Source organism: Actinocrinis sp., assembly GCF_035938995.1.
Lineage (GTDB): Bacteria > Actinomycetota > Actinomycetes > Streptomycetales > Catenulisporaceae > DASZGI01.
Genome location: NZ_DASZGI010000240.1, coordinates 1 through 15316 on the forward strand (window position 1 = coordinate 1; position 15316 = coordinate 15316).

At 68.4% G+C, this 15316-nt stretch carries 7 protein-coding genes, 1 tRNA gene and 3 pseudogenes; all 11 read right to left on the reverse strand.

Annotated features, from left to right (window positions below):
• Positions 1-258, reverse strand: a pseudogene (locus VGZ32_RS16980) (hypothetical protein); the annotation flags it as partial.
• A gap of 113 nt (positions 259-371) precedes the next feature.
• Positions 372-560 (reverse strand): annotated as a pseudogene (locus VGZ32_RS16985) (IS5/IS1182 family transposase); the annotation flags it as partial.
• A 164-nt stretch (positions 561-724) separates the two neighbouring features.
• A tRNA-Ile gene (locus VGZ32_RS16990) sits at positions 725-801 on the reverse strand.
• Between the two features lie 73 nt (positions 802-874).
• Positions 875-1639 carry a DUF3566 domain-containing protein gene (locus tag VGZ32_RS16995; RefSeq protein ID WP_326887033.1) on the reverse strand — a complete coding sequence of 255 codons (765 nt, stop codon included), beginning with the start codon at positions 1637-1639 and terminating at the stop codon, positions 875-877.
• 224 nt (positions 1640-1863) lie between these two features.
• Positions 1864-4437 carry a DNA gyrase subunit A gene (gene gyrA / locus VGZ32_RS17000; RefSeq protein WP_349263634.1) on the reverse strand — a complete coding sequence of 858 codons (2574 nt, stop codon included), beginning with the start codon at positions 4435-4437 and terminating at the stop codon, positions 1864-1866.
• A 177-nt stretch (positions 4438-4614) separates the two neighbouring features.
• On the reverse strand, positions 4615-6588 hold the full coding sequence (gene gyrB / locus VGZ32_RS17005) for a DNA topoisomerase (ATP-hydrolyzing) subunit B (RefSeq protein WP_326887040.1): 1974 nt from the start codon (positions 6586-6588) through the stop codon (positions 4615-4617).
• 495 nt (positions 6589-7083) lie between these two features.
• Positions 7084-7839, reverse strand: a complete 756-nt coding sequence (locus VGZ32_RS17010) for a DUF721 domain-containing protein (protein WP_326887035.1) — start codon at positions 7837-7839, stop codon at positions 7084-7086.
• Positions 7836-9035 carry a DNA replication/repair protein RecF gene (gene recF / locus VGZ32_RS17015; protein WP_326887036.1) on the reverse strand — a complete coding sequence of 400 codons (1200 nt, stop codon included), beginning with the start codon at positions 9033-9035 and terminating at the stop codon, positions 7836-7838. The genes VGZ32_RS17010 and recF overlap by 4 nt, the downstream gene beginning before the upstream one ends.
• A gap of 248 nt (positions 9036-9283) precedes the next feature.
• Positions 9284-10198 carry a phosphogluconate dehydrogenase (NAD(+)-dependent, decarboxylating) gene (gene gnd, locus VGZ32_RS17020; protein WP_326887037.1) on the reverse strand — a complete coding sequence of 305 codons (915 nt, stop codon included), beginning with the start codon at positions 10196-10198 and terminating at the stop codon, positions 9284-9286.
• Between the two features lie 110 nt (positions 10199-10308).
• Complete coding sequence (gene dnaN / locus VGZ32_RS17025; protein WP_326887038.1) at positions 10309-11445, reverse strand: DNA polymerase III subunit beta; 1137 nt, start codon at positions 11443-11445, stop codon at positions 10309-10311.
• 1262 nt (positions 11446-12707) lie between these two features.
• Positions 12708-14213, reverse strand: a pseudogene (gene dnaA / locus VGZ32_RS17030) (chromosomal replication initiator protein DnaA); the annotation flags it as partial.
• Between the last annotated feature and the right edge of the window lie 1103 nt (positions 14214-15316).

Below are 15316 nucleotides of genomic sequence, written 5' to 3' on the forward strand. Positions count from 1 at the left end.
CTGCTTCTGCAGCCACAGGATCCGAAGCAGTGCCAGTTGCGCGGCGTCGCGGCCCATGGTCGCGTCGTCCGCCGACCATGGCTCGTAGACCACGAGCCTGCTGGCGGCCCTGCGCACGCGCCGCCGACGTGCCGGGTCGGGGTAAGGCAGCAGGCCGCGCAATACGGGCGATAAAAGAGCCCACAAGATCGAGAACGTGCTTGTCCTCAGCCGGGCTGTCGCCTGTTCCGCGTCATCGCCGCTCTCGTTCCTGGCCATGGGCACCATCGTGCCGTCCCGCACGTCCCGGCATCGGGCAATTACCGAGGCAAGGCGGAGCGGCGTTCGGGGTGGGCAGCGGCGATGTACTTCATCGCGGTGACCACGGGCGGGTTGGTGCGCCAGTAGGTGGCCGCCAGCAGCACGCGCTCCTCCAGTGGCAGCGACCACCGGCGGCCTGGCATGGGCGCGTCGGCGCCCTCGCAGCGCAGTTGGCTAACCAGAGCGCGGAATGCACGCGGTCTCAGCCCGGTGAGCGGGGTTGTCCATGAGAGCTGCGACGCCGTGATCACCAGATTCAGGAGGCGGGACAAGAGCTTTTAGGGGCTCCTGAGACCGCTGCGGATCACAAGCGTACGCAGCCGTTCATAGCCATCCGCAAAATATGCCGACGGACTTTTCACGGACTTCTACTCAAAAGAGGCCCCACCGGGAACACCGGTAGGGCCTCTGACCAGCAACTATTTGGTGGACCTAGGAGGACTTGAACCTCCGACCTCTTCCTTATCAGGGAAGCGCTCTAACCGACTGAGCTATAGGTCCGCGTCTGCGCTGCCCTCGCTTGGGGCGAGCGCTAGAGCAGATTACCGCATCGGTGCGGCTGTCCCAAAACGGCTTATTGGTCCTCGGCGAGGGTGACCTCGAAGCCGCCGACGAAGCCCGAAGCCAGGTTGTAGAGGTAGGAGCCGAGGGTGGCCAGGGCGGTGACCAGGACGACGTCGACGAGCGCAACGATCATCATATAGCCCTCGACGTGGCTGAAGGACAGGAAGCTGGAGACGCTGAACGAGCTGGTGGTGGTGCCCGAGCCGCTGCTGGTCAGGTCGCCGACAGTCTTGTTGAGCGAGGAGAACACGCCCAGCGCGTTGAGCACGTTCCACACCACGGCGGTGCCGACGATGGTCACGATGCCCATCGCGATCGACAGCACGAACGACACCTTCATCACCGACCACGGGTCCACCCGGGCGACCCGCAGACGGGCCTTGCGCACCCTGGCCTGGGTGGGCGAGCCGGGTCCGGCCGCGCCACCCTGCCGTGCCTCGCCCTGGGCGGCGCTCCCGATCGCCGCGCCGACCCGGGCGAACGAGCGTCCGGCGCCAGTGAGTGCACGGCCCATCGACTCCGTTGCCGCGGCGCCTGGGCGGGCACCAGTCGGAGTCGGGGTCGGGGCGCCCACCTGCTGCGGACCGCCGGGAGCACCCTGCTGGCCCTGGCCCTGGGGCGCCGGCGGGCTCACCGCGGGGTTCTGGCCGCTGGCGTACGGGGCACCACCGAACTGGGGGGCGGTCGCCGCCTGCCGTACGGCCGTGGACGCGGCATCGCCGTACGTGCGGCTGCCCGCGGCGCGCCCCTCATTCGGGTTCGGGCTCTCAGTCACGGCTCTCGGCCCCCTGCGATCGATGGTGCGTTCATCGGGACACTCTGCTTCCTTCTGGATCCGGGCCCCGCGCGTCCGGCTCCCGGTGGGGAGCCGCGCCGCGCCGAGTCCGACTACCCGGGACGGATCGCCGTATCCGCCGTTTCGCGCTGACCGTCGTGGCGGCCGACTCCCCCTGCGCCGAGGCGAGGAGACAGGCTCTCCGCCCCGGTCGCTTGTGTGTACTACGCGTCAGCCGGGGGAGTCGGTTCCGTCGCGGATACGGTACCTCCGGCGGAGATTGGCCGCTCGGAGTCCTCGGCGGACCCATCGTGACTGCCCACGTCGGCGGACCCGTTTTCGGCGGGTTCGGCTTCGGCGTCATCGTCGGCGTCGTCGCCGTTCTCGGACTCGGCGTTGCGGGCGATCGCGATGACGGCGTCCTTCCGGCCCACGTGGATTAGCTGGACGCCCATCGTGTCGCGGCCGGTCTCGCGAAGGCCGGAGACCTTGGTGCGGATGACGCCGCCGTTCGCGGTGATCGCCAGGACCTCGTCGTTCTCCTCCACGATGAGCGCGCCGACCAACTCGCCGCGCTCGTCCACGGTCTTGGCCGCGATCACGCCGAGGCCGCCGCGCCCGCGCACCGGATAGCGCTCGACCGCGGTGCGCTTGCCGAATCCGCGGTCGGTGGCGGTGAAGACGAAGGTGCCTTCCTTGACCACGCTCATCGTCAGCAGTTCGTCGTCCTCGCGGAACCGCATGCCGATGACGCCGGAGGTGGCGCGGCCCATCGGGCGCAGCGACTCGTCCGAGGCGGGGAAGCGGATGCCTTGGGCGTGCTTGCTGACCAGGAGCAGGTCGTCCTCGGGGGAGACCAGCTCGGCCCCGATCAGCTCGTCGTCCTCGCGCAGGTTGATCGCGATCACGCCGCCGGAGCGGGGGGAGTCGTAGTCCTTGAGGGAGGTCTTCTTGACGAGGCCCTTTTTGGTGGCGAGGACGAGGTATGGGGCGACCTCGTAGTCACGCAGATCGAGGACCTGGGCGATGCTCTCGTCCGGCTGGAAGGCGAGCACGTTCGCCACGTGCTGACCGCGCGCGTCCCGGCCCGCGTCCGGTAGCTCGTACGCCTTGGCGCGGTAGACCCGGCCCTTGTTGGTGAAGAACAGGATCCAGTGGTGCGTGGTGGTGGTGAAGAAGTGCTCGACGATGTCGTCCTGCTTGAGCTGGGCGCCGCGCACCCCCTTGCCACCGCGCTTCTGCGAGCGGTACAGGTCGGTCTTGCTGCGCTTCGCGTAGCCGCCGCGGGTGATCGTGATGACGATGTCCTCTTCGGGGATCAGGTCCTCGATGGACATGTCCCCCTCGTAGGGCACCAGCTCCGAGCGCCGGTCGTCGCCGTACTTGTCGACGATCGCCTGGAGCTCGTCGGAGACGATCTGCCGCTGGCGCTCGGGAGACTCGAGGATGGCACGGTACTCGGCGATCTTCAGGAGGAGTTCTTCGTGTTCGTCGAGGATCCGCTGGCGCTCGAGGGCGGCCAGCCGGCGCAGCTGCATGTCCAGGATCGCGTTGGCCTGGATCTCGTCGATCTCGAGCAGCTCCATCAGGCCGGTGCGCGCGGCGTCGATGGTGTTGCTGGCCCGGATCAGCGCGATGACCTGGTCGATCGCGTCCAGCGCCTTGAGCAGGCCCTGCAGGATGTGGTCGCGCTCAAGGGCCTTGCGCAGCCGGAACCGGGTGCGCCGGACCACGACCTCGACCTGGTGCTCGACCCAGAACCGGATGAAGGCGTCGAGGGACAGGGTGCGCGGCACGCCGTCCACCATGGCGAGCATATTCGCGCCGAAGGTGTCCTGGAGCTGGGTGTGCTTGTACAGGTTGTTGAGCACGACCTTGGCGACCGCGTCCCGGCGCAGCACGATGACCAGGCGTTGGCCGGTGCGGGACGAGGTCTCGTCGCGCACGTCGGCGATGCCCTGGATCTTGCCGTCCTTGACCAGTTCGGCGATCTTCGAGGCCAGGTTGTCCGGGTTGACCTGATAGGGCAGCTCGGTGACCACCAGGCAGGTGCGGCCCATGATCTCCTCGACCTCGACCACCGCGCGCATGATGATCGAGCCGCGGCCGGTGCGGTAGGCGTCCTCGATGCCGCGGCGGCCGACGATCTTCGCCCCGGTCGGGAAGTCCGGGCCCTTGATCCGCTCGATCAGCGCCTCGAGCAGCTCGGCAGGGGTCGCCTCGGGATGCGCCAGGTACCACTGGGCGCCCTCGTTGACCTCGCGCAGGTTGTGCATGGGGATGTTGGTCGCCATGCCGACCGCGATGCCCGAGGAGCCGTTCACCAGCAGGTTGGGGAACCGGCTGGGCAGGATCGCCGGTTCCAGCGAGCGCCCGTCGTAGTTGGGCATGAAGTCGACGGTGTCCTCGTCGATCTCCCGCAGCATCTCCATGGCGAGCGGCGCGAGCTTGCACTCGGTGTACCGCATCGCGGCCGCCGGGTCGTTGCCCGGGGAGCCGAAGTTGCCGTTCCCGTCGACCAGGGGCATCCGCAGGGACCAGGGCTGAGCCAGGCGCACCAGGGTGTCGTAGATCGCCGAGTCGCCGTGCGGGTGGTAAACACCCATGACCTCGCCGACCACGCGGGCGCACTTGAAGTAGCCGCGGTCGGGGCGGTATCCGCCGTCGTACATGGCGTACAGCACCCGGCGGTGCACCGGCTTGAGGCCGTCGCGCACCTCGGGCAGCGCGCGGCCGACGATCACCGCCATCGAGTAGTCGAGGTAGGACCGCTGCATCTCGGTGAGCAGGTCCACCATCTCGATGCGGTCGCTGGTCTGCTCGTCGAGCACTGAGGCGGTCACCGCGCCGTCGGCGGCGGGGACGGCGGCGTCCGGGTCGGCGCCGCCGGTCGGAGTGTTCTCGTCTGCCACGAAGGGTCGTTCCTTTTGTCAGATCGCGGTGCTGGGGATGCCTTTCAGGCGCCGGGCGGCGCGTCAGATGTCGAGGAAGCGCACGTCCTTGGCGTTGCGCTGGATGAACGCCCGCCGCGCCTCGACGTCCTCGCCCATCAGGATCGAGAACAACTCGTCCGCCTGGGCCGCGTCGTCCAGAGTCACCTGACGCAGGATCCGGTGCTCGCGGTCCATGGTGGTCACGCGCAGCTCCTCGGCGTTCATCTCCCCGAGTCCCTTGAAGCGCTGCACAGTGTCGTCCTTCATCCGTCGGCCGTTCGCGATGGCGGCGTTGATCAGGCTGTCTCGCTCGCGGTCCGAGTAGGCGTAGGAGTAGTCGTCCTTGGTCCACTTGACCTTGTAGAGCGGCGGCGCGGCGAGGAACACGTGCCCGGCCTCGACCAGCGGCTTCATGAACCGGAAGAGCAGCGTCAGCAGCAGGGTCGTGATGTGCTGGCCATCCACGTCGGCGTCGGCCATCAGGATGATCTTGTGGTAGCGCAGCCTGCTGATGTCGAAGTCGTCGTGTACGCCGGTGCCCAGCGCCGAGATCAGCGCCTGCACCTCGTTGTTCTGCAGCACCCGGTCGATCCGGGCCTTCTCCACGTTGAGGATCTTGCCGCGGATCGGCAGGATCGCCTGCACCCTTGGGTCGCGGCCCTGCTTGGCCGAGCCGCCGGCGCTGTCGCCCTCGACCACGAACACCTCGCACTCGGCCGGGTTGGTGGACTGGCAGTCGGCCAGTTTGCCGGGCAGCGCCATGGTCTCCAGCAGACCCTTGCGCCGGGTCAGCTCGCGGGCCTTGCGGGCGGCGATCCGGGCGGTGGCCGCCTGGATCGACTTGCGCACGATGTCCTTGGCCTCGTTGGGGTTGCGGTCGAACCAGTCGGCCAGCTGCTCATAGGTGATCTTCTGGACGAAGGTGCGCACATCGGTGTTGCCGAGCTTGGCCTTGGTCTGGCCCTCGAACTGGGGCTCGGCCAGCTTGATCGAGATGATCGCGGTCAAGCCCTCGCGGATGTCCTCGCCGGCGAGGTTGTCGTCCTTGTCCTTGAGCAGCTTCTGGTCCTTGGCGTAGCGGTTGACGATGTTCGTCAACGCCGAGCGGAAGCCCTCTTCGTGCGTGCCGCCGTCCGGGGTGTTGATCATGTTGGCGAAGCTGTAGATGCCCTCGGAGTACTGGGTGTTCCACTGCATCGCGATCTCGGCGGACACCCGCCGCTCAGTGTCCTCGGCGCCGAACTCGATCACGTTGGGGTGCACGGGTTCCTTGGACCCGTTGATGTGCCGGACGAAGTCGGCGATGCCGCCGTCGTAGCGGTACCGCACCGCCCGGGGGTTGCCCTCCTCGTCCTTGAACTCGGGCCGCTCGTCGACCAGCGAGATGTTCAGGCCGCGGTTGAGGAACGCGGTCTCCTGGAACCGCCGGGAGAGCGTCTCGAAGTTGTAGACGGTGGTCTCGAAGACCTCGTCGTCGGCCCAGAAGGTGACGGTGGTGCCGGTCTCGTCGGTCTCGTCACCGCGCTGCAGGTCGGCGGTGGGGGCGCCGCGCAGGTATTCCTGGGTCCACAGCGCGCCGTCGGTCTTGACCGCGACGGTCAGCCGGGTGGACAGCGCGTTGACCACGGAGACGCCGACACCGTGCAGACCGCCGGAGACCGAGTACCCGCTGCCGCCGAACTTGCCGCCGGCGTGCAGGACGGTCAGGACGACCTCGACGGCTGGCTTGTCCTGCCCCGGCACCACGCCGACCGGGATGCCGCGGCCGTTGTCGATGACCCGCACGCCGCCATCGGCCAGCAGCGTGACCTCGATGTTGTCGCAGTATCCGGCCAGCGCCTCGTCGACGGAGTTGTCGACCACCTCGTAGACTAGGTGGTGCAGGCCGCGCTCGCCGGTGGAGCCGATGTACATGCCCGGCCGCTTGCGTACCGCCTCGAGGCCCTCGAGGACGCTGATCGCGCTGGCGTCGTAGTCGTGATTGTTCTTGTGGTTGGTGACTGCGGTGCCGTTCAAGCCCGCCGCGCCGGCGGGTGTGGGTACGACGGCCGAGCCCTCGGCGAGTTCTTCGGGGGCATGCTCTGAAGCGACCACGGACGCGAAACCCTTTCTCAACGTCAGCGGCACCAGCCCGGTCGGGGAAACACCGAACGGCGCCACAAGGCGAGGAACTGGAGCGCGCCATCGCGGCACCAGCGGCAGGCCGGACGAGGGTGGGTCCACCGGGGTCTCCGGCCGGAGGTCCTCTACTGCCTGGAACACGTTCCATTCTACCGGTTCGCGACGACAAGAGGCGCCACACGCCGCTAGACGGCGCTTCTGAGCTGATCCACCCCTGGTCGAGTGTCCCCCCACGTGACGGGGGGTCGGTTCACGCTCGACGCCATGACGCCGCTGGACGTTAAGGCAGCGGCCGGGTGCTTGAGGCTCACGCGGAGTCGCTGTCGAGCTGTTGCGTGCTGTAAACCATCCTGGCGGCACCGGCGAGCCAAAGCTGCCAAAATCACCCGTTCAGCCGCGACGGGAGTCCCAGCCGCCGGACGAGGAGCGGCCGCGGCGCCAGCTCGGCGGGTTCGGTCCGAGGACCGCGATGCGTTCTATGGCGCCGCGCAGTTCGCCGCCGGAGGCCGGACGCGGGTAGCTCGCCGCGGCCGGAGCAGCAGCCGGGTCGGCTCGCCGCCGTGGCGTGGCGGAACTGCCGCTCTCCAGGAGGGAGATCAGATCGTCTGCCGGTTCGGTGCGTTGCTCGTCGCCGCGGCGCTGGGGCGGCGGAGCACCGACTGCGCCCAACGTGGTGCCGGTCGGGCGCGGGTAGCCGGCTCCGGCCCGGCGGGGCATCGCCGCGTTCAGCCGCGCCAGCAGCGCCGAGGAGAGGTTGCGCAGTTCAGTGGCCCATGCCGACGAGTCGGTCTGCACGGTGAGCACGCCGTTCTCGAAGGAGACCGGTTCGCAGTGCGCGGCGATGCGCGGTCCGACGATGTCGGCCCACCCGTGGATGATCCCGCCGACCGCCGCGGGCGCCTCCCATCCGGCCTCGGCCAGCAACCGGGCCAGCGTGGACTCCAGGGGCTGGGGGTCGCGGTCGTCCGGGCGGGCGCCGGAGCGGCGGGTCTGCTGCTCGCCGGGGTTGCGGCGCCGGGCCGCTTTGCCCTCCTCGATCCGGCGCGCGCGTGCGCGGGCGGCGGCGAGGGCGGTGCGAGCGAGGTCTGCTCCCCGCTGGCCGCCTGATCCGGTCGCGACGTCCGCGGATTCCGGCGTGTCGCTCATCCGGTCGGCTCCGGTTCCGGCGGGTTGTCGCCGCTCTCCTGCATGTTCACGGAGCCCTCGGCGACGAGGTAGCGCTTCCCGCCGAGCTCGGCCGGGACGTCCTGCTCGACCGCCGCGGTGACGATAACCTGCTCGGCGTTCGCAGCCACGGCCGCCAGATGCGCCCGGCGGCTGGAGTCGAGCTCTGCGAAGACGTCGTCGAGCAGCAGAACGGGCTCGATGCCGTCGGAACGCAGCAGTTCGTAGGAGGCGAGCTTGACGGCGAGCGCGAACGACCATGATTCGCCGTGGCTCGCGTAGCCCTTGGCGGGGAGCGGGCCGCTGCCGTAGTCGATCGTCAACGCCAGGTCGTCGCGGTGTGGGCCGACCAGGGTGAGGCCGCGCTCGACCTCGGAGGGCCGCGCCTCGGTCAGCGCCTCGCCGAGCGCGGCCTCGAGCTCTGCGACGGTGAGCGGTCGGTCGGCGGGCGCCCCGGACTCACCGAGGGGAAATGAGGGCCGGTATTCGACGGCCGCGCCTGAATGCCCTGCGATGGTGCCGTATGCCTTATCCACAAGCGGTGCAAGTCCGCGTAGCACGGCGAGGCGCGCGGCGAGCAGCTGTGCGCCCGCTTTGGCCAAGTGCCCATCCCAGACATCGAGCGTGCTCAGGTCAGGGGCCTGTCCTCCCCGGGCACCGCGCCTGACCATCGAGGCCGAGCGTAGGAGGGCGTTGCGTTGCTTGAGCGCGCGCTCGTAATCGGCGCGCACGGCGGCGTAGCGGGGAGCGCGGGCGACGAGCAGTTCGTCGATGAACCGGCGGCGCTCGGCCGGGTCGCCCTTGACCAGGGCGAGGTCTTCCGGGGCGAACAGGACCGTGCGCAGATAGCCGAGGACGTCGCGGGGACGGCTGACCGGGGAGCGGTTGAGGCGTGCCCGGTTCGCCTTGCCCGGGTTGATCTCCAGTTCGATCAGGGCCGTGCGGTCCTCGTGCCGGACCGCGCCGCGCACGACCGCCCGGGGCGCGCCGGCCCGCACCAACGGAGCGTCCTGGGCGACCCGATGGCTGGCCTGGTTCGCGAGGTAGCCGATGGCCTCGACCACGTTCGTCTTGCCCTGCCCGTTGCGTCCGACGAGCACGCCGACACCCGCCTCGAGGGGGAGTTCGAGGGCGGTGTAGGACCGGAAGTCGGCCAAGGACAGATGGATCAGGCGCACGGCATTACAGCGTTCCCGGTGGTTCGGACTTTGGTGTGGTCGTCATGTCGGGTAGGTGCGTTCGGCTGGAGAGACGGTCAGGGATCGGATCAGTGGCCTACTGCAGCGCCGTTGATCCGATCCCAGTGCGTCATCGGCACGGTGGGTAAGGCAGGTTCGTGCCGTTCGGTTCGCGGTGCTTCTGCTAGTGCTTCGGTGCTTCGCTTCTGTTATAGGGCTCGCAGCTCGAGGATCCGGCCGCCGGTGGCTCAGGCGCCCGGGGACTTGTGCTCGCCCTCGGTATTGCCGTCGGCCCCGGTGACCGCGTGGCCGCCGAACTGGTTGCGCAGCGCGGAGACCATCTTCATCTGCGGGGAGTCCTTCTGCCGGGAGGCGAAGCGCGCGTAGAGCGAAGCGGTGATCGCGGGGAGCGGGACGGCGTGGTCGATGGCGGCGTCCACGGTCCAGCGGCCCTCACCAGAGTCCTCGGCGTAGCCGCGGAGGCTCTCGAGGTGCTCGTCCTGGTCCAGGGCGCGCACCGCCAGGTCCAGCAGCCAGGAGCGGATGACGGTGCCCTCGCGCCAGGAGCGGAAGACCTCGCGCACGTCGGTGACTTCGGGCACTGCCTCGAGCAGTTCCCAGCCCTCGGCATAGGCCTGCATCATCGCGTACTCGATGCCGTTGTGAACCATCTTCGCGAAGTGGCCGGCGCCCACGGACCCGGCGTGCACGAACCCGAACTCGCTCTCCGGCTTGAGCGCGTCGAAGATCGGCTGCACCTTCGCGACGTGTTCGGCGCTGCCGCCGACCATGAGCGCGTAGCCGTTCTCCAGGCCCCACACGCCGCCCGAGACGCCGGCGTCGACGAACCCGATGCCCTTGCCGTCCAGCTGCGCGGAATGCGCCTGGTCGTCGGTCCAGCGGGAGTTGCCGCCATCCACGATGATGTCGCCCGCGTCGAGCAGCTCGCCCAGTTCGTCGACGGTGGCGTGGGTCGGGCCCCCGGCCGGGACCATGATCCAGACCACCCGCGGCGCCGACAGCGCGCCGACCAGTTCCTTGAGCGAGCCGACGTCCGCCAGGTCCGGATTGCGGTCGTATCCGACGACGGTGTGGCCCGCGCGGCGGATGCGCTCGCGCATGTTGCCGCCCATCTTGCCCAGCCCGATCAAGCCGAGTTCCATCTGCGGTTCCTCTTCCGTGGAAAGCTGTTCGGTCGATCCGACCACGTTGTCGCGTTCGGATCGACCGTATCGCGTGAGGCCCGGCTGAACATGCGCGGGCCTGCGCGGGTTCAGCCGGACAGCCGGATCGGCATGATGAGGTAGCGGTACGCGGGGTCGTGCTCGGCGTCCACGGCGGGGCGGCCGGTGATCACGGCGGGCTTGGTCGAGGTCGTGTACGACAGCTGGGCGTACGGCGCGTCGATGGCGCCGAGCCCCTCGAGCAGATAGCCCGGGTTGAAGGCGACGGAGATGTCGGCCTCGTCGAAGACCGCGTCCATCGACTCGGAGGCTTGGGCCTCATCACCGGAGCCGGCCTCCAGGGTGACCTGCCCGGCGGAGAAGGACATCCGGATCGGGGTGTTGCGCTCGGCCACGAGCGCGACGCGCTTGACCGCCTCGATCAGCGGAGCGGTCTCGATCACCGCGGCGCCGGTGTACTCGGCCGGGAACAGCGCGTTGTACTTGATGAATTCGCCCTCGAGAAGGCGAGTCGTGGTGCGGCGGCCGCCGGCCTCGAAGCCGATCAGGCCTTCGCCGGTGCGGCCGTCCTCGCCGGACAGCGCGATGGTGACCCACTCGCCGGAGGTGAGCGACTTGGCGATGTCGTGCAGGGTGCGGGCGGGGATGAGGGCGACCGCCTCGGTGTCGGCCCGCTCCGGCTTCCAGAGGATCTCGCGCACGGCGAGGCGGTAGCGGTCGGTGGCGGCGAGCCGGAGGGTGTCGCCGTTGATCTCGACCCGGACGCCGGTGAGGAAGGGGAGCGTGTCGTCCTTGCCGGCGGCGACGGCGACCTGGGCGACGGCGGCCGCGAAGGTCGCGCCGGCGATGGCACCGCTGGCGACGGGCATCTCCGGCAGCGTGGGGTAGTCGTCGACGGGCATTGTCTGGAGGGTGAACCGCGAGGTGCCGCACACCAGCAGGACCTTCGAGCCCTCTGTGCTGACCTCGACCGGCCGATTCGGCAGCGAGCGGGCGATCTCGGCCAGCAGCTTGCCGGAGACCAGCGCGGTGCCGTCCTGCTCGACGTCGGCCTCGGCGACTGAGCGGGCCGAGACTTCGTAGTCGAAGCCGGAGATGGTCAGGCTGCCCTCCTCAGCGCGCAGCAGCAGCCCGGCGAGCACCGGGGCCTGCGGCCGGGCAGGCAGGGAGCGGGCGGTCCACGCGACCGCGTCTGCTAGCACATCGCGTTCCACACGGAACTTCACCGGTTTCCGCCTCCTGTAGCTCCTGCTAGATCGGGTGCCGCAGCGCCGCCCGATCGGGGCGGCGAGCTGTGGCCCACCATCATGCCGCGTCCCGCCGACACCTGGGGACGCTCTGAGGCGAAAGCCGAGGGGTGCCGCAGGTTTTCCACAGTGCTGTGGATGGAAATAGGACTTCCGAGGGCCACAGCGGGATTGCTCCCCACTTTAGCGGGAGGCTCGCAGATTGGACCTCTCATCACCGGGGAAAGTTTTCCACAGAATTGCTGCGGATCGACTGGTGTACGGGATCCGGTCTTATATCTCTGTAGTGGTAGTAGTAGGCGCTGTGGATATGTGGAAAAGCGTCCTTTTCCCAGCTCACTCGGCGAATTTCCGTCCACAGGCTGTGTGGAGAACCTGGGGAGAAATCCAGGAGACCTGTGGATGAAGTGGCTCTGTCCACACGGTCTCCACAAGCGTCCCCAGTTTTTGCACAGCTTATCCCCAGTAACATCCCCACGCCTGGGGATAACTTTGTCACTCGAACCGGTGATACGCCGACCACCTGCGGCGTTTATGCACAGAACTTATCCCCAGCTTTCCACAGGTGTGGAAAAGCGGAGCTCGCAATCCCGTATGCCGCGTATGTCTATTTTGTTCTCTATGTGACGATCACTGTATCGATGCGGACATTAGTCGACTAATTCCGGCGCCGCGGCGGCGACACGCCACTAACCCACGAAAAGAAATCCCCTCGAGCGACGGCGTGGGCGGAGACGCACGCGAGTCAGCGTGCGGGATCCGGCGATCGTGAGTCGAGCGCCCGGACGGACCGCTCCGCAATGCCGATCACGTTCGCCCCGGAGAGCCCGCAGCGCACCGAGTTGCTGGCCGAGATCAAGGCCAAGGCCGTGGTGCACGGCAAGGCGATCCTCAGCTCAGGCCGCGCCTCAATACGACCGGTCGTATTGAGCGCGCGTCAGCTTGCTGCCGCCGTGCGGGGCGGCGGCGGAACAGCGCGGCCGGTGGTGCGCAGCTGTCTGCACTGGAGGGGGATAGCCCACGACAGTGTCGGCTCGCGTTCCCTCCCGTCGAGACCGGGCCAAACGGCCATCGAGCCGCGTCCCATGCGACGAGGCTGCAGGACCACCGTCGGGCGGGATATCTCCACTGGATGTGGACAGAACTTCGGTCTGATCACGCTTGATCGCGCGTGGACTGGCGATCGCGGCAGCGACGTCGGGCTGGGAAGGCGGCGCCACCCGGCCCGAGTTGGCGGTGCGTCAGCTGCGCATCGACTTGATGCGGTTGGTCAGCTCAGTGACCTGGTTGTAGATGGAGCGGCGCTCTGCCATCAGCGAGCGGATCTTGCGGTCCGCGTGCATCACCGTGGTGTGGTCGCGGCCGCCGAACTGTTGCCCGATCTTCGGCAGTGAGAGGTCCGTGAGCTCGCGGCAGAGGTACATCGCGATCTGACGCGCGGTCACCAGGACCCGGCTGCGCGAGGTGCCGCACAGATCCTCTATCGAAAGGCCGAAGTAGGCGGCCGTCTGCGCCATGATCGTGGCCGCGGTGATCTCCGGGCCGCCTGAGTCAGGGATGAGGTCGCGCAGCACCGCCTCGGCGAGCGGGAAGTCCACGGGTGCGCGGTTGAGCGAGGCGAAGGCGGTGACGCGGATCAGCGCGCCCTCCAGCTCGCGGATGTTCGTCGAGATCTTGCTCGCGATGAACTCGAGGACTTCCGGCGGTGCGTTGAGGCCTTCCTGGGCGGCCTTCTTGCGCAGGATCGCGATCCGGGTCTCCAGTTCGGGCGGCTGGACGTCCGTGATCAGTCCCCACTCGAACCGCGAGCGCAGGCGGTCCTCGAGCGTGGTCAGCTGCTTGGGCGGGCGGTCGCTGGAGATGACGATCTGCTTGTTGGAGTTGTGGAGCGCGTTGAAGGTGTGGAAGAACTCCTCCTGCGTCCCTTCCTTGTTCTCCAGGAACTGGATGTCGTCGATCATCAGGATGTCGATGTCGCGGTAGCGGCGCCGCAGCAGGTCCTGCTTGCCGTCGCGGATCGCGTTGATGAAGTCGTTGGTGAACTCTTCGGTGCTGACGTAGCGCACCTTCGTGCCCGGGTAGAGCGACCGCGTGTAGTGGCCGATCGCGTGCAGCAGGTGGGTCTTGCCGAGCCCGGAGTCGCCGTAGATGAACAGCGGGTTGTAGGCCTTGGCGGGCGCCTCGGCTACGGCGACGGCGGCCGCGTGGGCGAACCGGTTGCTGGACCCGATGACGAAGGTCTCGAAGAGGTACTTCGGGTTGAGCCGCGCGGCCTCGCTGTCCTTGGCACCCGACTGGCGGCCCGTGCCCGGGCTCGGGTGGTGGTGTTGGGGATCGCCGGCCGAACGGTCCGCGCCGTTCGAGCCGATGCTTTCGACAAACTCGGGGCTGCGGGTGGGCGGCGGGATCGCACTCTGGAGCTGGTCCGCACCCGTCGGCGAAGCGCCGATGCCGCCGAAATGGTCCGTCTCGCGGCCAAGGGCACCGTCGCGGCTCGGCGCGAAAGGCAGCCGTGGCGCCATGGACTGCGACTGGCTGGACTTGGCCGCGACGGTGACGGCGATCCGGATCTCCTGGCCGAGGATGCGCCCGAGGCCGGAGGTGATCAGGTCGCGCAGCTTGGTTTCGAGCACTCCCTTGGAGAACTCGTCGCCGACGCTCAGCAGTGCCGTGTCTCCGACGAGGGCCATGGGCACGATGACGCCCAGGAAGGCGCGGTCGCCGGGGCTGATCGAGTCGTTCGCGTCGATCCTGCCGAGAAAGGCGGCCCAGACCGAGGCGAAGTCGCCTGGGCCTGCGTCGGCCGAGGCGGCGCTGGGATTCTCGTCAGGCACGGCTACCACTCATCGGGTCGGTCTGGGCTGGGGTTGCGCCCGTCCACAAGTTTTCCACAAGACCTGTGGAAAACCTGCCGTCGCGCCTTGCGGGTCGGGGGTGTCGGGTCGGACAAGGCTCAGGGTATCGGGCTTCATCCGCTGCGGTGTGTAATTGCGCAGCTCGGAGGCGGTACTGACCTGATTTCGCATGCCTCGACCAACAACAGCGACTCGGACGACGGTAGCCACACCGGGCGCCCTGTTCAACTTGTTGTCCACAGGCTGTGCCCAAAGTGCAGCCGTGCGCTTGTCGAGACGACCCGCGTGCGCAGAGTAGCGAAAAGCCAAGCGATTGCTGATCAGACGCGCGGTGAGAGCGGCCGATGAGGTCACAGGGCTTGGACCGGCTGAAGCAGGCTTGTGATGATATGTGAGACCACTTGCTTGGGCAGCGGCTGCGATGTGGCGGCCGGGACATCCTCAGCGATCGACTTGAGGAAGCTTAAGACGACCGGTCGTTTTGAACGGTAGCGATTGTCGCGCAGTCGATGGTGTCGCCGGACGCCGGACGCGCGCGTCGGCTTGTGGTCTTGCGTGGGGCTGAGCGGTATGCCTCGGAAGCAGCGCTGATTGAGATGACCGGTCGTATTGAGATGACCGATCGTTTGACGGCGGTTGTCATTGCGGGCGATTGACGGCCTCGATGGGCGTCGGGCGGGAGGTCGGTTGTTGCCGACCTGGAGGCCGGCCGGGTGCGGACGGGTGGCGGCGCGTGGGCGGTTGGGCGGGGGCGCGTGGGGCGGTCAGGCTGCTCGCCGCTCCCCCGCCGAATTCGTCTCGCCGATCCGCGTGCGCAGTGATCGTCTGTGCTGCTCTGATCGGTCTGCGGGGCGAGCCTCTTCGTGATCGTGCTGGGCGGCGACCGGGTGAGGGCAAGGAGGTAACGAATCGCGGGGGCGAAATGGCGCGTGGCCTGGTGCGGGCGCTGTCCGGGCGGTTTGACCCACGGGCTCCCGGCCACGTACCGTAGGCAG

Bases quoted from the DNA above. Each gene is read 5' to 3' on its own strand.
- gyrA (WP_349263634.1), bottom strand. From the start codon at position 4,437: ATGGTGGACCTGCTCACCGAGATGCAGCGGTCCTACCTCGACTACTCG.
- VGZ32_RS17010 (WP_326887035.1), bottom strand. From the start codon at position 7,839: ATGAGCGACACGCCGGAATCCGCGGACGTCGCGACCGGATCAGGCGGC.
- gnd (WP_326887037.1), bottom strand. From the start codon at position 10,198: ATGGAACTCGGCTTGATCGGGCTGGGCAAGATGGGCGGCAACATGCGC.